The sequence below is a fragment of the Stappia indica genome, from assembly GCF_009789575.1.
Lineage (GTDB): Bacteria > Pseudomonadota > Alphaproteobacteria > Rhizobiales > Stappiaceae > Stappia > Stappia indica_A.
Genome location: NZ_CP046908.1, coordinates 3,990,253 through 4,011,021, shown reverse-complemented (window position 1 = coordinate 4,011,021; position 20,769 = coordinate 3,990,253). Strand labels below are relative to the sequence as shown.

The 20,769-nt window shown below is 67.4% G+C and carries 18 protein-coding genes; 13 read left to right on the top strand and 5 right to left on the bottom strand.

Annotated elements, in window-relative coordinates; genetic code table 11:
* Positions 1 to 273 precede the first annotated feature (273 nt).
* Positions 274 to 1,032, top strand: a complete 759-nt coding sequence (locus GH266_RS18695) for a hypothetical protein (protein WP_158195170.1) — start codon at positions 274 to 276, stop codon at positions 1,030 to 1,032.
* A gap of 67 nt (positions 1,033 to 1,099) precedes the next feature.
* On the opposite strand, the gene GH266_RS18690 is transcribed toward GH266_RS18695, so the two are convergent.
* Entirely contained in the window at positions 1,100 to 1,924 is an 825-nt protein-coding gene (locus GH266_RS18690) for a class II glutamine amidotransferase (RefSeq protein ID WP_158195169.1), read from the bottom strand.
* Between the two features lie 299 nt (positions 1,925 to 2,223).
* On the opposite strand from GH266_RS18690, the gene ygfZ reads away from it, so the two are divergent.
* The 8 genes from ygfZ (at position 2,224) to GH266_RS18650 (ending at position 10,456) form a co-directional block, all read left to right on the top strand.
* Positions 2,224 to 3,144, top strand: a complete 921-nt coding sequence (gene ygfZ / locus GH266_RS18685) for a CAF17-like 4Fe-4S cluster assembly/insertion protein YgfZ (protein ID WP_158195168.1) — start codon at positions 2,224 to 2,226, stop codon at positions 3,142 to 3,144.
* A 46-nt stretch (positions 3,145 to 3,190) separates the two neighbouring features.
* On the top strand, positions 3,191 to 3,802 hold the full coding sequence (locus GH266_RS18680; protein ID WP_158196305.1) for an HD domain-containing protein: 612 nt from the start codon (positions 3,191 to 3,193) through the stop codon (positions 3,800 to 3,802).
* Positions 3,803 to 3,893: 91 nt separating this feature from the next.
* Positions 3,894 to 4,433 (top strand): tyrosine phosphatase family protein, encoded by a 540-nt coding sequence (locus GH266_RS18675; RefSeq protein WP_158195167.1) that lies wholly within the window; start codon positions 3,894 to 3,896, stop codon positions 4,431 to 4,433.
* On the top strand, positions 4,430 to 5,395 hold the full coding sequence (locus GH266_RS18670; RefSeq protein WP_158195166.1) for an NUDIX hydrolase: 966 nt from the start codon (positions 4,430 to 4,432) through the stop codon (positions 5,393 to 5,395). Before GH266_RS18675 ends, GH266_RS18670 begins: the two co-directional genes overlap by 4 nt.
* 59 nt (positions 5,396 to 5,454) lie before the next feature.
* Positions 5,455 to 5,946: a PaaI family thioesterase gene (locus GH266_RS18665; RefSeq protein WP_158195165.1), complete on the top strand. Its 492-nt coding sequence runs from the start codon at positions 5,455 to 5,457 to the stop codon at positions 5,944 to 5,946.
* A 46-nt stretch (positions 5,947 to 5,992) separates the two neighbouring features.
* Positions 5,993 to 6,682: an RluA family pseudouridine synthase gene (locus GH266_RS18660; protein ID WP_158195164.1), complete on the top strand. Its 690-nt coding sequence runs from the start codon at positions 5,993 to 5,995 to the stop codon at positions 6,680 to 6,682.
* A gap of 221 nt (positions 6,683 to 6,903) precedes the next feature.
* The gene (locus tag GH266_RS18655; protein WP_158195163.1) at positions 6,904 to 8,187 is read left to right on the top strand and encodes a cell wall hydrolase; all 1,284 of its coding nucleotides are present in this window, start codon (positions 6,904 to 6,906) and stop codon (positions 8,185 to 8,187) included.
* A gap of 403 nt (positions 8,188 to 8,590) precedes the next feature.
* A complete protein-coding gene (locus GH266_RS18650; protein WP_158195162.1) occupies positions 8,591 to 10,456 on the top strand; it encodes a bifunctional diguanylate cyclase/phosphodiesterase in 1,866 nt (621 codons plus the stop codon).
* 15 nt (positions 10,457 to 10,471) lie between these two features.
* Here GH266_RS18650 and nadC read toward each other — a convergent pair whose 3' ends face one another.
* The 3 genes from nadC to nadA all read right to left on the bottom strand — a co-directional run bounded on the left by nadC (position 10,472) and on the right by nadA (position 14,181).
* Positions 10,472 to 11,341 carry a carboxylating nicotinate-nucleotide diphosphorylase gene (gene nadC, locus GH266_RS18645; RefSeq protein ID WP_158195161.1) on the bottom strand — a complete coding sequence of 290 codons (870 nt, stop codon included), beginning with the start codon at positions 11,339 to 11,341 and terminating at the stop codon, positions 10,472 to 10,474.
* The gene (locus tag GH266_RS18640; protein ID WP_158195160.1) at positions 11,341 to 12,969 is read right to left on the bottom strand and encodes an L-aspartate oxidase; all 1,629 of its coding nucleotides are present in this window, start codon (positions 12,967 to 12,969) and stop codon (positions 11,341 to 11,343) included. Before GH266_RS18640 ends, nadC begins: the two co-directional genes overlap by 1 nt.
* Positions 12,970 to 13,095: 126 nt before the next feature.
* Complete coding sequence (gene nadA, locus GH266_RS18635) at positions 13,096 to 14,181, bottom strand: quinolinate synthase NadA (RefSeq protein WP_158195159.1); 1,086 nt, start codon at positions 14,179 to 14,181, stop codon at positions 13,096 to 13,098.
* Between the two features lie 431 nt (positions 14,182 to 14,612).
* Between nadA and GH266_RS18630 the strand changes: the two genes are divergently transcribed.
* From GH266_RS18630 to GH266_RS18615, 4 genes are all read left to right on the top strand, one after another.
* Complete coding sequence (locus GH266_RS18630) at positions 14,613 to 15,416, top strand: DUF4394 domain-containing protein (protein ID WP_244953718.1); 804 nt, start codon at positions 14,613 to 14,615, stop codon at positions 15,414 to 15,416.
* A gap of 259 nt (positions 15,417 to 15,675) precedes the next feature.
* The gene (locus tag GH266_RS18625) at positions 15,676 to 16,209 is read left to right on the top strand and encodes a sigma-70 family RNA polymerase sigma factor (protein ID WP_244953717.1); all 534 of its coding nucleotides are present in this window, start codon (positions 15,676 to 15,678) and stop codon (positions 16,207 to 16,209) included.
* On the top strand, positions 16,206 to 16,928 hold the full coding sequence (locus tag GH266_RS18620) for an anti-sigma factor (RefSeq protein ID WP_158195157.1): 723 nt from the start codon (positions 16,206 to 16,208) through the stop codon (positions 16,926 to 16,928). The genes GH266_RS18625 and GH266_RS18620 overlap by 4 nt, the downstream gene beginning before the upstream one ends.
* Positions 16,929 to 17,174: 246 nt before the next feature.
* Entirely contained in the window at positions 17,175 to 18,431 is a 1,257-nt protein-coding gene (locus GH266_RS18615) for an MFS transporter (protein WP_158195156.1), read from the top strand.
* Positions 18,432 to 18,515: 84 nt separating this feature from the next.
* On the opposite strand, the gene glyS is transcribed toward GH266_RS18615, so the two are convergent.
* Positions 18,516 to 20,750, bottom strand: coding sequence for a glycine--tRNA ligase subunit beta (gene glyS / locus GH266_RS18610; protein WP_209001488.1), 2,235 nt, complete (start codon positions 20,748 to 20,750; stop codon positions 18,516 to 18,518).
* Between the last annotated feature and the right edge of the window lie 19 nt (positions 20,751 to 20,769).

The window sequence follows — 20,769 nt, the reverse complement described above, 5'->3', positions numbered from 1 at the left end:
ATTTGCCGCAGATCCTGCCCTGGAAGCCTCTCAACTTGCCGTGATTGCCGTCACAGGCGGGCGCTTGATGCGCCGGTGTGCCCGATTCGCGATTGTCCACATGAAACCGCTCCCGCGGACTGAAATAACCTTGCCCTTGCGAGGCGTTTCCTAATTGCGACTCAGATCGCGATTCGGAATCGTTTAACCAAGACGGCCATCTCCGGCCGGACACCCAAAAGACAAGACGAGAGATCGCGCCGCCCCCGTCACGGGACGGCAAAGGAGATTGCCGTGTTCAAGAGCCAGAATAGCCAGAACCGCACCACTGCACCGCGCTTCACCGACATCAACGATATCTGCATGTCGGACTGCCCGGTGGAGGTGGATGCGCTGCCGGCGGTCAACAAGCTGCTCCATCACCATGCCTGCTTCCGCAACATGAGCGAAACCTTCGAGGCGGGGCTGTTCGATATCGTCGAGATGAATTTCGTCGAGTGCAATCCTGCCCAGGAGCGCGCCCTGCGGGAGCTGGTGCACCTGCTGTCGCGCCGGATTCTCGACATTTTCGAGGCCTCGCTGCTGATGAAGCAGCTGGCGCTCGAGGACGGCACGGCGACGCTTAGCAGCGGCCAGATCGCCGCCTTCATCGAAACCGCCCGCGAAGAGGCACAGATCCAGTGCCTCGACATCAACGAGCTGCGCCCCGCCTCCGAGGAATTCGCCTATGCGGCCGTGCTGAAGACGGTGTTCGACGAGTTGCGCGCCTATCTCGGCCTGCCGACGCTCGATCTCGAATTCCTGATCAGCGACATCAAGGCGTGCCTCGACCTGGTGGTCCAGCGGCACGTCTGGCGGCGCATCCGCATCGAGACGGAGACCCATCGCCGGGTCGGCGAGCAGATCGAATCGCTGATGGCGCTGGCAAGCGATGCCGGTCACAACCGCATCCCGCGCCTTTTCACCATCCGCCCGATCCCGGCGAGCGCCCGCATCGCCTCGATCACCGCAGCCTTCGGCAAGGGGCGCGGCTCGCTGCCAAGCCCCGCCTGATCTCGACTTCCCCGCCAGGCCCGTCGTGACCCGAACGCCCTGCACGAACCGTGCGGGGCGTTCTTTCTTACGCAGACAGCGACCGCAGCGGAGCCACGACGGCCATCGGCGTGGGAGCAGCGGCGATCGCATGCACGTCGAGCCTGTTCGGCGCCAGTTCGTAGAGCAGGTCCTGCTCGACGGTGCGCCAGCGCGCGCAGGGTCCCTCCAGCGGCTCGGACGCGAAGGCGCGCCCGCCGTGGTCGAGGCAATCGGACAGATAGAGCGTGGGCGCCTGGCGGTCGTCGGCGAAGCGGAACGCGAAGATCCGCGCACCGTCACTGAATGCGCAAGTGAGACGGATCGGCTGGCCGGCCGTGCCGCGCCGCTCGGCAATGCCGAGCAACTGGGCCAGCGTCTTGCGCAGCGCGGCAGGCGCATCTTCGTCCAGCCCGTTGGACAGCATCATCAGGAAGAAGAGTTCTGAATCGGTCGTCCCCCGGCGCAGCGCGTAATAGTCGTCGCCGATCAGCGCCTCCATGTCCCGTCGCAGATGACCGAAATTGCCGATGCCGCCGTTATGCATGAACGCCCAGCGGCCATGGGTGAACGGGTGGCAGTTCTCACGCGACGAGGCGCCGGTGGTGGCGGCGCGCACATGCGCCAGGAAGAGGCGAGAGCGCACCAGCCGGCAGATGCTCGGCAGATTGGTGTCGGCCCAGGCCGGCAGCACGTCCTTGAACAGGCCCGGCTCGGGCAGGTGGCCGTACCAGGCGATGCCGAAGCCGTCACCGTTGACGCGCAGCTTCGCCTCCTGGGCGTCCTGGCTCTGCACCAGCAGCGAGTGGCGCGGCCGGGCGATGATGTTTTCCAGCGGAATTTCGGTACCGATATAGGCAGCCAGGCGGCACATGGCAGCAAACCCCAGAAACTGCCGGAAATGCCGGCAACAGGGCCCGAGAGCGGGAAATGGGTGACAACGGACCCAGAACGGATCGTAATGCGAAGAGGGTAACAAACCGTGTCGAATTTTCGGCAGGACACCCGGCGTCCCACGCTTTTGCGCAGCTTTCCCGTAACCCCACTGGCAAGCCCGCTCCCCTTGTTGCTTGCTGCGTTCCGGCCTATGTCGCGAGAAACGGATTGCAGCCGGCCTGAGTCGGCTTGCACCATCGGCATTCACCGCGAGAAAAACCGAGGAGCGGCGACGCGATGAGTGAAGACACACCCAACCAGCCGGCGCCGACGGATGAGGGCGACAGGGCCTTCGTCTCCCTCCCCTCGCGCGCGGTCCTTCGCGTCGCCGGGGCGGATGCGCACGGCTTCCTGCAGAACCTTCTGACCTGCGACATGGACGATGTCGACGCGGAAGGAGCCGGTTACGGTGCCCTGCTGACACCGCAGGGCAAGATCCTGTTCGACTTCCTGGTGCTGGCGGACGAGGCCGGTTACCTCCTCGACACGGCGCAGGAGCCGGCGAGCGACTTCGCCCGCCGGCTCGGCTTCTACAAGCTTCGCTCCAAGGTCGAGATCGCCGATGTCAGCGAGACGCACAAGGTCGCGGCAACCTTCGGGCCGAAACCGGAAGCGGAGGGCTGCCTCGTCGTCGCCGACCCGCGCCTTGCCGGGTTCGGCTGGCGCGTGATCGGCCCGCCCGCCGTCGTCGACGCCCTGGCTGCCGGCGGGACCGAAGCGCAGTACCATGCGCGCCGCGTTGCAGCCGGCGTACCGGAAGCGCCTTTCGACTTCGCGCTCGGTGATGCGTTCCCGCACGATGCGGACATGGACGACCTCAACGGCGTTGCCTTCGACAAGGGCTGCTTCATCGGCCAGGAGGTGGTGAGCCGGATGCGCCATCGCGGCACCGCGCGGCGCCGCATCATCAAGGTGACCGGCACGGCCGACCTTCCGGTCCCGGGAACGGAGATCCTTGCAGGCGAAAAACCTGCCGGAACGCTCGGCACCGTCGACGGCAGTGCGGGCCTTGCGCTCGTCCGGCTGGACAGGATCGCCCAGGCCCGGACCCGCGGCGAGCCGGTGACCGCCGGCGGAGTGCAGCTGGAGCCGGCCCTGCCGGACTTCGCCCGCTTCACCTGGCCGGAGACGGCCGCCAATCCGGAGACAGCCGAATGACGGCGGCGCGTCCGTGAGCCGCGCGGCCGGAAAGAAGGCGGAGCCGATGCGGGCCTGGCAGCGCATGCTGTCCGGCCGCAGGCTCGACCTGCTCGACCCCTCCCCGCTCGACGTCGAGATCGAGGACATCGCCCACGGCCTTGCGCGCGTGGCGCGCTGGAATGGCCAGACCATCGGCGACAACGCGTTCTCCGTCGCCGAGCATTCGCTGCTGGTGGAGCGGCTTGCGCTGCAGATGGAGCCGGGCCTGTCGCCCGACAGCTGCCTGACCATCCTGCTGCACGACGCCCCCGAATACGTCATCGGCGACATGATCTCGCCGTTCAAGGCGGTGATGGGCGGCAGCTACAAGGAGATCGAGGCGCGGCTGCAGGCGGCCATCCACATGCGCTTCGCCCTGCCGGCTACGACACCGGCGATCCTGCGCAGGCTGACCAAGAAGGCGGATCATGTCGCCGCCTATTTCGAGGCGGTGGAGCTTGCCGGCTTCAGCGACGAGGAAGCCTGCCGCCTGTTCGGCGAGCCGACCGGTTTTGCCAAGCGGCGCGGCCAGCCCCCGCGCCTCGGGCTGGAAGCGCTGCCGGTGGCAACGGCTCAGAAACTGTTTCTCGACCGGTTTTCCGAGCTCGAGCGCATGCGCGCCGCGTCAAGCCGGTGACAGGGGCGGGCACAGGCCTTAAATAATTCAGGCGGACGCCGTGGCACCTGATGCGGCGTCGGCCGCACGTCACGACAATACAGGGGATGCCATGATCACCGTCTGTTCGCTCGCCCGTTTGCACGAAACCGTGGAGCGGACCGGCGCGCGCAGGATGATCACCTTGATCAACGCCGGCACGCGGGTCGACCGACCGATGAGCATCGCTGCCGGCGACCACCTTTTCCTCGCCTTCAACGACATCACCGCGCCGGCCGAAGGGCTGACGCCTCCCGCCGAAGCGCATGTGCGCGAGCTGCTCGCCTTCGTCGGCGACTGGGACCGCGCAACGCCGCTGGTGATTCACTGCTTCGCCGGGATCAGCCGCTCCACCGCCGCGGCCTTCATCGCGACCTGTGCGCTGGCTCCCAGGGCGAACGAGATGACCCTCGCCGGCGCGTTGCGCCGGGCGTCGCCGTCAGCAACGCCCAACGCCCGGCTGGTGGCGCTTGCCGATACGCTGCTGGAGCGCGACGGGCGGATGGTCGATGCGGTCCGCTCCATCGGCCGCGGCGCGGATGCCTTCGAGGGAACGCCCTTCACCCTGCCGGTCGCACCGCGCGACCAGCGAACGGGCCCGGAGCGCGCATGATCGAGATCGGTCTCAACGCCGTCATCGTCTCCGTCGCCGCACCGCAGCCGCAGGTTCTCACCATCGCGGCCCCTCCCGACACCAGCGTCCCCTCGCTGCCCTTCGGCCCGTTCGATCCGACCCGCCACCGAACGTTCGAGATCGGCCTGCGCGAATGGGTGGAAGAACAGACCGCGCTGAAGCTCGGCTATGTCGAGCAGCTCTATACGTTCGGCGACCGCGGGCGCCATCACATCCATTCCGATGCCGGACCGCATGTCGTGTCGGTCGGGTATCTTGCGCTTGCCCGCCAGACGCCGAAGTCGGACGAGACGCTGACCCAGCAGAATGCGCAGTGGCGCTCCTGGTACTCGTTCTTTCCCTGGGAAGACTGGCGCGACGGCATGCCGCCGATGGTGGAACGCGAGGTCCTTCCCGCGCTGAAACGCTGGACCGACGCCCCCGTACCGAAACACAGCCCGCCGCGCGGCAATACACGCGAAGACCGTGTCCACCAGGCCTTCGCCATCACCGACGGGATGTGGAACGAGGAGCGCGTTCTCGACCGCTACGAGATGCTGTACGAGGCAGGACTGCTGGAGGAGGCCCAGCGCGACGGGCGGCCGGCGGCCCAGGAGCGCGACGGCCTGCCGATGCTCGGCCAGCCGATGCTGCACGACCACCGCAGGATCCTGGCGACCGCCATCTCGAGACTTCGCACAAAGCTGAAATACCGGCCGCTGATCTTCGAGCTGATGCCGCATGCCTTCACGCTGACGGACCTGCAACGCTGCGTCGAGGCGATCTCCGGCCGGCACATCCACAAGCAGAACTTCCGCCGCCTGGTGGAAAAGGGCGACCTTGTCGAGCCGACCGGCGAAACCTCGACCCAGACCGGCGGTCGTCCGGCGGCGCTCTTCCGGTTCCGTCACGAGGTGCTCAAGGAGCGCCCGGCCCTCGGGCTGCGGGTCGGCGGGCGGTAGGCTGTGGACACTTGCATCGCAATCGGCATGCGCCCATTCGAGGAAGCGGAACCAGACAGATGAACATCGAAACGCGAACTTTCGGTCTCGCCGATCCCGCGGAAGCCGCAAGGCTGGCGGGCATCGGCCAGTTGGAAGCGATGATCGCCGGCCGCTTTCCCGCCCCGCCGATCTGCCGGACGTTGAATTTCATCCTCACCGAAGCCAAGGTCGACGGGTTTGCGCGTTTCGAGGGCGAGCCCTCCTTCGATCACTACAATCCGCTCGGCACCGTCCATGGCGGCTGGATCGCGGCCATCCTCGACTCGGCTCTCGGCTGCGCGGTTCACGCGACCCTCGGTATCGGCGAAGGCTATACGACCGTCGAGTTCAAGGTGAACAACGTGCGGCCGGCCTTCGACACCAGCGGCGTGCTCACCTGCGAGGGGCGCGTCCTGCATCGGGGCCGACGCATGGCGACCTCCGAAGCCCGGCTCCTCGACAAGGCAGGCAAGCTGATCGCCCACGGCGTCGAGACCTGCATGATCTTCCCCGCCGGCGAGGCCCGCTGACGGCAAGCGGCTTGCACTGTCGGCACGCGGCGCTATTGATCCGCTGATGTCGAACCAGCACCAGCACCAGATCCGGCCCCTGCCCGAGCGCGTCTACGCCCCCGAGCGCGAGCCGTTCCTCGTGGTGCTGCATTGCGACGACGACCTTCTCGTCGTCGACAAGCCGAGCGGGCTCCTCACCGTTCCGGGCAAGGATCCGGCGCTTGCGGATTGCGTGGCGGCGCGGGCGCTTTCGCTGTACCCGCAATCGCGCATCGTCCATCGCCTCGACATGGACACGTCCGGCGTCCTCGTCCTTGCGATGAACCCGGCGGCGCATCGCCACCTCGGCCTGCAATTCGAGCGGCGCCACGTCGCCAAGACCTATCTGGCCCGTGTTGCCGGACAACCGGTCCTGGACGGCGGCACGGTGGATCTGCCGCTGCGCTGCGACTGGCCGAACCGCCCCCGGCAGATGGTCGATCACGAAGAGGGACGGAGCGCTCGTACCCACTGGCGCGTCCTTGCGCGCGAGCGGCACGCGACACGGGTGCAGCTGGAGCCGGTCACCGGGCGCTCCCACCAGTTGCGCGTGCACATGTGCGCCATCGGCCATCCGATCCTCGGCGATCCGCTCTACGGCACCCCTGAGTCGCAGCAGGCGGCATCCCGGCTGCAACTGCATGCGCAGAGCCTGACGCTGCACCATCCTTGCGGCGGCGAACGAATGACCTTCTCGGCTCCCTGCCCGTTCTAGAAAGTCCTGTCCGGCGAACAATTTCCGCCGGCCCGGCTACACTGTCGTTAACCAAGAACAGTGCCTCTCCCCCTCGCCTTTCGGAAGATTTCCGCGGCGTTTCGACCGCATTAACTCTCTCTCAAGGTTAAACAGCGACGATCAATTCAATCGATCTCGCCGCAAGCCCGTATGGCCCGGCGCCCCAGACACGCTAGCCGCATGGACCGGAGTTGCCGCGTATGACTGGCACGGTGCAGACCTTCGACCCCCGCCAAGCCCCGCGGTGGCTTCGTACACGCAGCACCGGCACGCCCGGCCGATATCGGCGCAAGCCGGCTGCAAAGCGCACGAAGTGGCGGCTCGCGGCCCTGGCCCCGGCGATCTATCTCGCCTGGTCGGGCGGCATCGGACAGCAGGACATCACGGCCCTCATCGAGGCGAGCCGCGGCAGCGCGCCGCGCTGGATGTCGGCCATCGAAGCCGCGCCGCATTCGAGCAGCATCACCCCGAGCCTCGTCCTCGCCGATGCCTCGCAGGGGCGTCAGCAGGATGCGCCTGACTACGCGATCACCAATGCCGCTCCGGGAACCGATGCCGCCGTCATTCGCGGCCTGGAGAACTTCGCCAAGGAAAGCGCGCCCAAGACCCCGCCGGCGCAGACGCCTGTCAATCGCGCGGCCAAGGGCGACCGCTACGTGTCGCTCGCGCCGGACCGCCTGATGACCGGCGTGGCCTCCGGCACGGTCTACACCATGAGCAGTATGCTCGGCAGCAAGACCCCTTCGGACATGCCGCGCGTCGCCTTCGTGCGTCCCAACCACCCGGTCGGCCTGTCCGGCACCGCACTGGCGGATGCCGGCGGGAAGACCGGGACCAAGGGCGAGGCACTCGATCTCGTCCGGCTCGCGATGGCCCGCAACGTTGCCGCCACCAGCGTTTCCTATGCCAGCGCCTATGCGCCCCAGGGCATGGACAATGTCCGGGCGCCGTTCGAGGCGCTGCTCGGCGGCTCCGGCCTGCCGCAGGTGGCCGAGGACGAGGCCTCGCTCGAGACCAATGCCAAGAGCGATCCGTTCTGGTGGGCGAACCGTGCCCTGCCGGCCAGCGTCATCACCTCCAAGGAGCAGCGCTGCCTGGCCGAGGCCGTCTATTTCGAGGCGCGCGGCGAGCCGCTCGAGGGCCAGGTCGCCGTCGCCCAGGTGGTGCTGAACCGGGTGCGGAACCCCGCCTATCCGGAGACGATCTGCAAGGTCGTCTACCAGAACCGGCACCTGCGCAACCGCTGCCAGTTCTCCTTTGCCTGCGACGGCATCCGCGACAATATCGGCGAAAAGCCGCAATGGGAGCTGGCGCAGAAGGTGGCGCGCGAGACCGTTTCGGGCGAGCGCTACCTGGACAAGGTCGGCGCCTCCACCCACTACCACGCGACCTATGTGAGCCCGCGCTGGGCGCGCTACATGAAGCGGCTGGACCGGATCGGCCAGCACATCTTCTACCGCACCAAGGGCGGCGGCTGGAGCTGAGGCGAGCCACCCGCCGCCTATCGTTTTCCCCGATATCCATATCCGCAAGGCCGCCACGGGTTCCGCTGGCGGCCTTGCCTTTAACATTTGTCCCTTAAGCCCTCCCGCGAGGCCAGTTGCGGCCGATTGACGACAATTCGTTTCAACTGCTGCATTTCCGGGAGAAGACGACTTCATGTTTCTCGTGCATGCACCTGCGCGGCTGGCTCCGCGACTGGCTGCAGTCATACCGTCATCCTTTTCGGGCAAGCTGCGCAAATATCTGGCCGAATCGGCACACCCTCCGGCGCCGGCCGCGCCCAGGGGACGTCTGCTTGCATGTGCGTTCCCCTCCCCGCCGGTCGACGCGATCGAGGACGGTGCAGCCGAATCTCATCCGGAAGAGCGAGCAGAGGCATCGGGAATGAGCGAGACTTCCGATCGGATCGCCGCCGCCTGGCGGAGCGCACAGAGCCTGCCGCTGTTCATGACGCAGGCGGAAGCTGCGCTCGACTATGCGTTCCAGCCGATCGTCGACATCCATTCCGGCGAGGTCTACGGCTACGAGGCGCTGCTCAGGGAGGTGGAGAAGCTCGGCTTCCGCGCACCGCGCGATGTCTTCGACCACGCACACGGCATCGGCTGCCTCGCAGAACTTGAGACCCTGCTGCGGCGAAAGGCCATCGCCAAGTTCTCGCGCATGAAGGCCGCCGAGAAGACCAAGCTCTTTCTCAACATCGATGCCAGGAACCTGGCAGCTACCGACGACATGCTGGACACGACGGTCGCGGCAGTGACGGCGCACGGGCTGTCGCCCTGGAACATCTGCCTCGAAATTCCGGAGATTCACGAACGCCTTGCCCAGGACGACCTGCGCAACCTGGTCGGCCGGGCACGCGACCGCGGCTTCGGCATCGCGCTCGACGACTTCGGGCAGGGCTATTCGCAGCTTCGCGTGCTCTACCAGTACGAGCCCGGCATCCTGAAGATCGACCGCTTCTTCATCACCGCCCTGCAGAACGACGCACGCAAGCGCCTCTTCGTGTCGAGCGTCGTCGAACTGGCGCATGTGCTCGGCATCCGGGTGGTCGCAGAAGGCGTGGAGACTCCGTCCGAGCTGCGCGCCTGCCGGGACGTCGGCTGCGATCTCGTCCAGGGCTACGTGGTCGCGCGTCCCTTCACCGACCTTGGCGAAGCGCGGCCGAGCTACCCGGTGCCGACCGACCGCCCGCTGCGCTCGGACATGCGCAAGGTCGCCGAGCGGGATTTCCTGGAGCGGGAGATGGTCAAGCTCGCCGCCATCAGCGAGACGAGGAGCGTTGCCCACGCGCTCGAGATCTTCCAGGCCAATCCGCACCAGTCCATCCTGCCCGTCCTCAACGCGGCCGGCGAGCCGCGCGGCCTGATCCGCGAGGCGGACCTGAAGAGCTTCCTCTATCTCTCCTTCGGGCGGGATCTGCTGCTCAACCCGACGCTCGACAATCACCTGCAGCGCTTCGTGCGCCCTTGCGTGGTGGCCGACATCAATGCGCCGCTCGATCGGCTCGTCGAGCTCGGCACGGAGGATTTCGCCGACGGTTTACTGGTGACGCGTGACGGCCGCTATGCCGGATGCCTTCTGGCCGGATCGCTGCTCAAGATCTCCAACGAGGTCCGCCTGCAGATCGCCCAGGACCAGAACCCGCTGACCAAGCTGCCGGGCAATTCGGCCATCGCCGACCACGTGACACGGGCCTGCGCCGAACCCTCCCGCGACCGGGCCTTCTGCTATATCGACTTCGACAACTTCAAGCCGTTCAACGACGCCTACGGCTTCCGCATCGGCGACCGGGCGCTGATCCTCTTCGCGGAGCTGATGAAGCGCCGGCTCGACACGCTGCGCGCTTTTGTCGGCCATATCGGCGGCGACGACTATTTCGTCGGACTGGAAGAATGGACGCCGGACCGGGCCGGCCGGCTGATGGCCGAACTGCGCGATGAGTTCGCCCGCAATGTCGAGAGCCTCTACAGCCCCGAGCACCGGCGCCAGGGCTATATCCTGGCCGAGGATCGCAAGGGACGGACGCAGACCTATCCGCTGCTGTCCTGCTCCATCGCGATCCTGCATATCCCGACCGGGCTGTCGATCGAGAACCTGGACCTTCTGAGCAACCACATCGCCCGCCTCAAGCAGCGCGCCAAGGCGGAGTCGGGCGGCGTGGCGGTCGCGACATTCGGGGCCGACGGCGAGGACCGCAGCGCGGTCGACGAGTTGCACAAGACCGCCGAGCGGCTCCGGGAAGCGCTATAATCCCGGAGCGCTGCTTCAGCCGATCTCGATGTCGAGGCCGAGGTCCAGCACCGGCGCGGAGTGGGTGATCCAACCGACGGAAATCAGGTCGACGCCGGTTTCCGCAATGGCGGCCACGGTCTCCAGGCTGACGCCGCCGGACGCCTCCAGCACCACCCGGCCGCCGGCGATAGCGACCGCCTCGCGCAGGCGGTCCGGCTGCATGTTGTCGAGCATGATCACGTCCGGCCGCGCCTCCAGCGCCTCGCGCAGCTGGTCGAGCGTGTCGACCTCCACCTCGATGCGCACGAGATGGCCGGCAAAACGCCGCGAGGCCTCGATGGCCTGCCGCACGCCGCCGGCGACCGCGATGTGATTGTCCTTGATCAGGATCGCATCATCCAGGCCGAAGCGGTGGTTGGCGCCGCCGCCGCAGCGCACGGCGTATTTCTCGAAGGCCCTGAGGCCCGGCGTCGTCTTGCGGGTGCAGACGATGCGCGCCTTCGTGTGGGCGATACGGTCGGCGAAGGCGGCCGTCGCCGTGGCGATGCCCGACAGGTGGCCGAGATAGTTCAGCGCCACCCGCTCGGCCGACAGCATGCCGCGGGCCGGTCCCGATACCCGCATCACCACATCACCCGGCTCCAGCCGGTCGCCGTCGCGCGCCAGGGTCTCGATACCGATGGCCGGGTCGCTCAGACGGAATGCGGTCGCCGCCAGGTCGAGCCCCGACAGGCGTCCAGGGCGGCGGGCTGCGATCACGGCGCGCGCGCCGATCTCCGCTGACAGCGTCGCCTGGGCGGTGATGTCGCCCGCCCGGCCCCAGTCTTCCAGCAGCGCGGCACGGACCGCGTCCTCGACCATCAGCGCCGGGAGCACCGGCAGATTGGTTCCAGCGCTCGTCATCATGCGTCTCCGACGGCCGGCAGGGCTTCGATAGCCCGGCGGCCGATGTCGCTGTCCGCCGCCTCGCGCACCACCGCGGCAATGTCCTTCGCCGTGAGATAAGTGCGCTGCGCAAAGGCAGGATCTTCCTTCGGATAGTCGGCGCGGGAATGGCCGCCCCGGCTTTCGCGGCGCAGCAGCGCGGCGGCCGCGACCGCCTTGCCGGCCGTCATCATGTTGCGGATCGAGCGACGCTTGCAGCGTGCCTCCAGCGCATCGATCACGGCGAGCGCCGCCGTCAGACCCTCGGCGGTGCGGACCACGCCGACGCCGTCCGCCATGGTCCGCCGCAGCAGGCTGATCGCCTCGCGCTCGACCTCGTTGCGCCGGCTCGGCTCCTGGATGCGATCATCCATGCCCGGCCAGTGCGCCGTGCGCGGATTGGGCATCTGGTTCTGGATGTCCTCGGCGACGCGCGCGGCAAAGACCACCGTCTCCAGCAGGGAGTTGGACGCCAGGCGGTTGGCGCCATGGGCGCCCGTCGAGGCGACCTCGCCGGCCGCCCACAGATTGTCGAGAGAGGTGCGGCCGTTGGCGTCGGTCAGCACGCCGCCCATGTGGTAGTGCTCGGCCGGCGCCACCGGGATCGGCTGGCGCACCGGGTCGATGCCGGCCTCCATGCAGCCGGCGTAAACGGTCGGGAACCGTTCGGGAAAGCTCTCGCCCAGCGCTTCGCGGCAATCGAGAAACGCCCCGCGTCCGGCAAGGTTCTCCGCAAAGACCGCTCTCGCCACCACATCGCGCGGCGCCAGCTCCTTCAGCGGATCGATCGCCTCCATGAAGCGGCGACCGTCGGCATTGATCAGCGTCGCGCCCTCACCGCGCAGCGCCTCGGAGGCAAGCGGAGCCGGATCGCGTCCGACATTGAGGGCGGTCGGGTGAAACTGGACGAATTCGGTATCGGCGACCACGGCGCCGGCAGTGAGCGCCATGGCAAGGCCCTGGCCGTTGGCTTCCGGCGGGTTCGTCGTCACCGCATAGAGATGGCCGATGCCGCCGGAGGCCAGCACCACCGCATGAGCCGGGAAGGCCAGGCGCTCGCGGTCGCCGCGCCGACGGGCGAGCACGCCGGTGACGATCCGCCCCTCATGCAGCAGTTCCTCGCCCAGATACCCCTCGACCACCCGGATCGACGGCGTGTTGCGCACCGCCGCGACCAGCGCATCCATGATCGCACGGCCGGCCATGTCGCCGCGCACGCGCACGATGCGGTTCATCGAATGCGCCGCCTCGCGCGACAGCTGCAGCCGCCCTTCCAGGTCCATGTCGAAGGGAACGCCGTAGCCGAGCAGGTCGCGGACGCGCTCGCCCGCCTCCTCGGTCATCAGGCGGACGATCTTCTCCTCGCACAGCCCGCCGCCGACGGCGATCGTGTCGGCGGCATGGGCGGCCGCGCTGTCCTCGTCGGACACGGCTGCGGCAATGCCGCCTTGCGCCCAGGCGGAGGATGCGCCCTCGCCAATGGGGGAGGCGGAGAGAATCGTGACCGGCCGCGGCGCCAGTTTCAGCGCGCAGAACAGGCCGGTCAGGCCGCCGCCAAGAATGACGACATCATCGATATGGGAAGTCACGGGACGTGGCGACGTCATGGATTTCGTCCGGAAGGCCGGCGGCCGGGCGGCAGCCGGAGGAACGACGGTCGGGGCGGGCCGCCACGCGGCGATGCCGGACGCAAGGCGCGCCCGGCATTGGCTTTGTTGCCGTTGGAAGGACGATCACATCTTGAGGTTGATCATCCGCTCGACCGCAGTGCGCGCCCGGGCGGCGACATGCGGATCGACCGTCACCTCATCCCGCATTTCCAGCAGGCAGTCCAGGATCTTGGACAGCGTGATGCGCTTCATGTGCGGGCACAGGTTGCACGGACGGACATAGTCCACACCCGGCGTCTCCGAGGCAATGTTGTCGGCCATCGAGCACTCGGTGACCAGCATCACCTTCTCCGGCCGATTGGTCTTGACCCAGTCGATCATGCCGGCGGTGGAGCCGGTGAAGTCGGCCTCGTCGACCACCTCAGGCGGGCACTCCGGATGAGCGATGATCTTCACGCTCGGCTCGATCTCGCGATATTCGCGCAGCTCCGCCGCGGTGAAGCGCTCGTGCACCTCGCAGGCGCCGGCCCAGGTCAGGATCTCGACATCCGTCTGCCGCGCGACATTGGCCGCCAGATACTGGTCGGGGATCAGCAGCACGCGCGGTGCGCCGAGGCTCTCCACCACCTGCACGGCATTGGCCGAGGTGCAGCAGATGTCGCACTCGGCCTTCACGTCGGCCGAGGTGTTCACATAGGTGACGATCGGCACGCCCGGATGCTTCTCGCGCAGGGCACGCACATCGGCCGCGGTGATCGACTCGGCCAGCGAGCAGCCGGCCTTCATGTCGGGGATCAGGACCGTCTTGTCCGGATTGAGGATCTTCGCCGTTTCGGCCATGAAATGGACGCCGCACTGGACGATCACGTCAGCGTCGGTCTTCGCCGCCTCCTTCGCCAGCGCCAGGCTGTCGCCGACGATGTCGGAAACACCGTGGAAGATCTCCGGCGTCATGTAGTTGTGGGCGAGGATGACGGCGTTCCGCTCCTTCTTGAGGCGGTTGATCTCGTGGATCACGGGCGCCAGAACGGGCCACTCGATCTCCGGGATCAGGTGGCGGACCTTCTCGTAGATCGGCGCGGTCGCCTCGGCGACTTCAGGCGTATAGGCAAGATGAGGACGCGGCAGCATCGAATAGCCGCTGGCCCGTGCGGGTGCGGCGGTCGAGCATCCGGCATTGCTGCCGATATCGAGTGCGATGGTGGCCATGACGACCTCCCTGACTGCATCCGGGCCTCAAGCTTGCGCAGGACCCGACCTCTACCGAACAAGACGACCGTGTTTGCGAGGCCTTTCGGCCGATCCGGTCATTTTGCTCACTTTGAGCATAAACTGCCGTTTAAAAAACGCGGCCCTAGCCGACGCTTATGCTCCTATGGGGCATATATAGGCACCTGCGCTTGCCTTGCCAATGCGTTTGTTGGTCCTGACCCGGCTTTTCGTAGGACAAATAGAAAATCTTATTTCAAATCAAAACACTACCCTCTCGATCCTGCGTCAATCCGCCTCGTTTCCGGCGCGGCTTCCCTGCCGACCGCATTTTTTTTCGCGTCCCCTGCATCCAAACGGCCCCTTGGGAGAGTCACGGGTGTGCAGGTGCTGCGGATCGGCCGCAGCCCATGGATACGAGGACAGTTCCAGTGACCAGGACGACTTTCGCTCTCGCGACCACCGCTCTCATCGCCCTCGCCACGGCAGCTCATGCTGCGGACAACGACGGCCTCACCGCCATCGCCCTGTCGGGCGACAAGACCCTTCACAAGATCGACGCCTCCACCGCCACCGTCACTGCAACGATGGATGCCCAGGGCGTCGACCGTCTGCTCGGCATCGACCTGCGACCGGCCAACGGCCAGCTGATCGGCGTGACCGAGACGTTCCAGATCGTCGAGATCGACCCGCAGACCGGCGCAACCACGGTGATCTCCACCATGGACAAGGAGCTGCCGGTGGCTGACGGCGGCGCCGTGATCGTCGACTTCAATCCGGCGGCCAACAAGCTCCGCTTCATGTCGGGCACGACCAACCACCGCGTCGACATCGAGAGCGGCGCCGTCACCGTCGACGGCAGCCTCGCCTTCGACAAGGGCGACATGCATGCCGGCGAGGCGCCGGCCATCGTGGCGGCGGCCTATTCCAACTCCTTCGGCAAGCCCGAGAAGACGGCGATGTACGACATCGACAGCACCATCGTCGCGCTGATTCGCCAGACCTCGCCGAATGACGGCACGCTGGCCGCCGTCGGCAAGCTCGGCATCGAGGGCTCGGACACCTATGCCTTCGACATCGCCACCGACGAGGCCGGCACCAACACCGCCTGGCTCGTGTCCGGCGGCGGACTGCACACCGTCTCGCTCGAGGACGGCAAGGTCACCCAGAGCTGGCCGCTGAAGGGCGCGGAGGGCGTCACTGTCCGCGACATCACGTTCATGACGGCGAAGTAAGCCGCCAGGGTTTTGCAGGGTCGGCGCCACCAGGTGCCGACCCTGCCCGGCCCACCGGATCACCTCGCATTGCCGGTGTCCCGCCATGGCAACACACCTCTCGCCGCACACGACCGCCGGCACCGGAAGCCAGCACCACGCGCCCGATTTCCTTTGCCAATCCGCCGCGAAACCTCCACCATCGGCACCGATCGCATGGCAGGCCAAGGCCCCTCCTTCCGGGCCGGCCCATACTGACCGGCGGAAGAAGAGCGGGACCTTGATCGACCACAGTGCCCTTGTCGCAGCCTGCGCCGCCGGCGACCGTGCCGCATTGAAGACCCTGATGGACCACGAAGGCAAGAGGATGCTCGGCGTCGCGCTGCGCATGCTGCGCCGCCGCGACCTTGCCGAGGACGCGGTGCAGGAAAGCTTCGTCGCGCTCTGGCGCAACGCCGGCCAGTTCGACCCCGCACGCGGCAGCGCCACGGGCTGGATCTACACGATCCTGCGCAACCGCTGTCTTACCCTGCTGCGCCAGGGCGAGCGCGACACGCCGCATGGCGACATGGAAGCCTTCGACGAGGCGGCGGACGAAAGCGTGCTGGAGAGCGCCTATCACCGGCTGGACGCCAACAGCGACCTGCGGCGCTGCCTCTCCGCCCTGGAGCCGAGCAAGCGCATGGCGATCCTTGCCTCCTACGTGCTCGGCTACAGTCATGGCGAGATTTCCGGGCGCATGAAGGCGCCGCTCGGCTCGGTCAAGGCCTGGCTCCGCCGCGGCCTGACACAGTTGCGGGAGTGCCTGTCATGACGCAGCGCCCGCTCGACGAACGCATCGACGAGGTCGTGCTCGGCCTTGCCGGCGACGCGGAACAGGCCGAGATCGAGGCGCTTGCCGCTGCCGATCCTCTTGTCGCCGCAAGGCTGGAGCGCGCCCGCGCCCGCTTCGGCGAGCTGGATGCCACCGCCGACGAGGTTCCCCTGCCGGAGGGGCTGTGGACCCGTGTCGCCGCCCGCCTCGACGAGGCGCCGGCCGAGCCTCCTGCCGCGGACGGCAACGTCGTGCCCCTGACGACAAAAGCAGGCGGCCGGACAGACACCGATACCCGCTGGCGCCTTGCCGCGCTGGCAAGTCTTGCCGCCTCGCTGGTTCTGGCCGTCGCACTCGGCTGGTCGCTGCTGACCATGCCGCAGCCGACGGTGGTCGCCGTGCTGCTGGATGCCGGCGGCAAGCCCGTCGCCCTCGTGGAGGGCGCGGCCGACAACACCACCTGGATCACCCTGCTGGACGGCGCCGCCGTGCCGCAAGGCCAGGTCATGCAGGTCTGGACCAAGCCGACCGAGGAAGGTCCGCCGGTCTCGCTCGGCCTGCTGCCCAGCGGAACGGGCACACGCCTCACCGTCGAGGGGCTGCCGCCGCCGCGCCGCGACCAGCTCTACGAGATCACGTTCGAGCCGGAGGGCGGCTCGCCGACCAACCTGCCGACCGGCCCGATCCACGGCAAGGGCCTCGCCCAGCAGCCGATCTGAGTGCGGGGACCGCACAGGAACCGTCCGCACATTCATCAGGGATGTGAATAGCGAAACATGAAATTGTTTCGCTTTTTCACCGATGCGCGATCGCGCATACTCGGGCCAACCGGCCTCGCCAGTTTCGTGCCGCCCGCCAGGGCGCGAGTCAGGCAGACCTCCTCAGCATGCCGGCAGGCGGCAGCAACGCTCTTTCGCCGAGCGGCGCCTTTCCCCTGACCTGCCGCAGTGACAGGACCCTACGACGTGACCACTTCCGCGACCCGCGCGCCTTCCGGCTCGCCCCTTCCCAAGGCCTCCCCCAACCTGCCGCTGATCATCGTCTGCGGCTGCCTGATCGCCCTGCTCAGCTTCGGCCCGCGTTCCGCGCTCGGCCTGTTCCTCGCCCCGATGACCGAGGCGCGCGACTGGTCGCGCGAGATCTTCGCCCTTGCGCTGGCCATCCAGAACCTCGTTTGGGGCGCGGCGCAGCCGGTCGCCGGCATGGTCTCCGACCGTTTCGGCACGGCGCGCACGCTCGCCTTCGGCGGCATCGTCTACACGATCGGCCTCCTGCTGATGGCCCAGGCGGAAAGCCCCTTGCTGCTGCATGTCGCCGGCGGCGTGATGATCGGCCTCGGCGTCGCCTTCTCGTCCTTCTCGCTGGTGCTCGCCGCCTTCGGGCGCGCCGTCACGCCGGAGCGCCGCTCGCTCGCCTTCGGCATCGGCACGGCGGCCGGCTCCTTCGGCCAGTTCCTGTTCGCCCCGCTCTCCCAGGGCCTCATCGACGGTCTCGGCTGGCACGACAGCCTCTATGTGCTGGCCGGGCTGATGCTGCTGATCCCGTTCCTGGCGGTGGCGCTGAAGGGCAAGCCTGCCGCCTACGTGCCGGGCTCGGGCATTGCCGACCAGAAGCTCACCGAGGCGATTTCCGAGGCCTTCCGCACCCGCGGCTTCATCCTGCTGACCTTCGGCTTCTTCGTCTGCGGCTTCCACGTCGCCTTCATCACCGTCCACCTGCCGCCCTATATCGCCGACCTTGGCCTCGACCCGAAATGGGGCGCCATCGCCATCGCGCTGATCGGCCTGTGCAACGTGTTCGGGGCGCTGGCCTCGGGCTATATCGGCGGACGCTGGTCGAAGCCCTATTTCCTGTCGCTGATCTATCTCGGCCGGGCGATTGCCATCACCCTCTTCCTGATGGCGCCGGCAACGCCGCTGACCGTGCTGATCTTCGCCGGCACGATGGGCTTCCTGTGGCTCTCCACCGTGCCGCCGACCTCGGGCCTCGTCGCGGTGATGTTCGGCCCGCGCTACATGGCGACGCTGTTCGGCTTCGTGTTCTTCTCGCACCAGATCGGCTCGTTCCTCGGCGTCTGGCTCGGCGGCCGGCTCTACGACCAGACCGGCTCCTACGACGTGATCTGGTATATCGGCATCGCGCTCGGCCTCTTCGCCGCGGTCGTGCACTGGCCGATCAAGGAAGAGCCGGTCGCAAGGCTGGCCGGCGCACCGGCGCAGTAAGCCAGGCGGGACCGCCACGACATACGAAAAGGGCGCGGGACCTGCCGGTTCCGCGCCCTTTTTCTTTGTCCTGCAGCCGGCGTCCTAGCCGGCGATTTTCGAGAAGTCGGCCACCTCGCGGGTCGCCTCGCGGATCTCGGCGAGCAGCCGCAACCGGTTGAGGCGAAGGTCCGCATCTTCCGCATTGACCAGGATGTCGTCGAAGAACCGGTCGACCGGCGCGCGCAGGCCGGCCAGCGCCGTCATCGCCCCGGCGAAATCCTCGCGCGACAGCGCATCGCGGATCTGCGAGCGCGCCGTATCGATGGCCGCCGCCAGGGCGATTTCCGCCGGCTCGGCCAGGTGATCGGCATGCGGCGCACCGGAAATCGCTACGCCGTCCTTCTTCTCCTCGGCGCGCAAGATGTTCGCCCCGCGCTTGGTGCCGGCCAGGAGGTTAGCCCCGTCCTCGGTGGCGAGGAACGCGCCCAGCGCCTCGACCCGGCGCACCACCATCAACAGGTCGTCCTGCCCCTCCAGCGCGAAGACCGCATCGATGAGGTCGTGACGGGCGCCCTGCTCGCGCAGATGCACTTTCAGACGGTCGGCGAAGAAGGAGAGGAGATCCTCGGTAAGTCGCCAATATCCAAAATACTTTGCGTTGTTTTGATGTGCTCGAATATATTCAACGAGGCGCCCACCCTGTCGCTCGACCTTGAACGCATAGTTTGGAAAATTGCGCCTAAAATCCTCTTCAGTCCATTGGACACTACGATCATAGTCTGACTGGTGAGGCTCAACAAACTGCTGGTGTGTTGATTCGAGGATAGTGAGCAGGTCCTGTAACCGCAGCCGCAGCCCGTTTTCCAGCACGATGCGGATCACGCCGAGCGCGGCGCGGCGCAGCGCGAAGGGATCCTTGGAGCCGGTCGGCTTCTCGTCGATGGCCCAGAAGCCGGTCAAGAGGTCGAGCTTGTCGGCGAGCGCCACGGCGACGGCGACCGGATCGGCCGGGACTGCGTCGGAGGGGCCCTGCGGCTTGTAATGCTCCTCGATGGCGCGGGCGACGGAGGCGTCCTCGCCCTGTAGGTCCGCATAGGTGCGGCCCATCTGGCCCTGCAACTCCGGGAACTCGTAGACCATCTGCGTCGGCAGGTCGGCCTTGGCAAGGCGCGCGGCCCGCGCGGCCTTTTCCACATCGGCCCCGACCAGCGGGGCGATCTCGCGCGCCAGCGCCTCGAGCCGGTTCACCCGCGCACCCTGCGTGCCGAGCTTCTCATGGAAGACGACACTGTCGAGCTTCGGCAACCGGCTTTCCAGCGGCGCCTTGAGGTCGGTTTCCCAGAAGAAGCGGGCATCCGACAGGCGGGCGCGGATCACCTTCTCGTTGCCGGCGATGATCGTCGCGCCCCCGTCGGAGGCAACGATGTTGGACACGGCGACGAAGCGGTTGGACAGGCGGCCCGTTGCCGGATCGCGCATCACGAAGCATTTCTGGTTGGCGCGGATGGTCAGGCGGATGACCTCGTCGGGCAGTTCCAGGAACGCCTCGTCGAAGCTGCCGACCAGCACGACCGGCCATTCCACCAGGCCGGCCACTTCCTCCAGAAGGCCCTCGTCCTCCACCAGCTCCAGGCCCAGCGCCATGGCGCGGTTGCGCGCATCGTTGACGATGATGTCCTTGCGCCGGTCGGCGTCGAGCACGACCTTCGCCTTCTCCAGCTTGTCGGCATAGTCCTCCAGCCGCCGCACCTCGAAGGCATCCGGCGCCAGGAAGCGATGTCCGCGCGTCGTGTTGGACGAGACGATGCCGTCGATCTCGAACGGCACCACCTCCGGCTCCTCGGTCTCGGGCCCGAAGGTCGCGACGATGGAGTGGAGCGGGCGCACCCAGCGCAGCTGTCCGCCGCCCCAGCGCATCGACTTCGGCCAGGGGAAGCCGCGGATGATGCCCGGCATCACCTCGGCGACGATGTCCGGCGTCGAGCGGCCGGGCTTCTCGATCACCGCGACGTAGAAGTCGCCCTTCTTCGGGTCGGAGACGACCTGCGCCTCGTCGATGGAGGCAAGCCCCGCACCGCGCAGGAAGCCTTCCAGCGCCTTTTCCGGCGACCCAACGCGCGGGCCCTTGCGCTCCTCGCGGGTCGGCTTCGAACCGGCCGTCAGCCCGGCGATATGCAGCGCCAGCCGCCGCGGGGTGGAAAACGCCTTCGCGCCCTCATAGGTGACGCCCGCCTCGACCAGCGCGTTGGTCACCAGCGACTTCAGGTCCTCTGCAGCACGGCGCTGCATGCGGGCGGGAATTTCCTCGCTGAAAAGCTCCAGGAGAAGATCGGGCATCGGGAGGTCTCGAATGGTT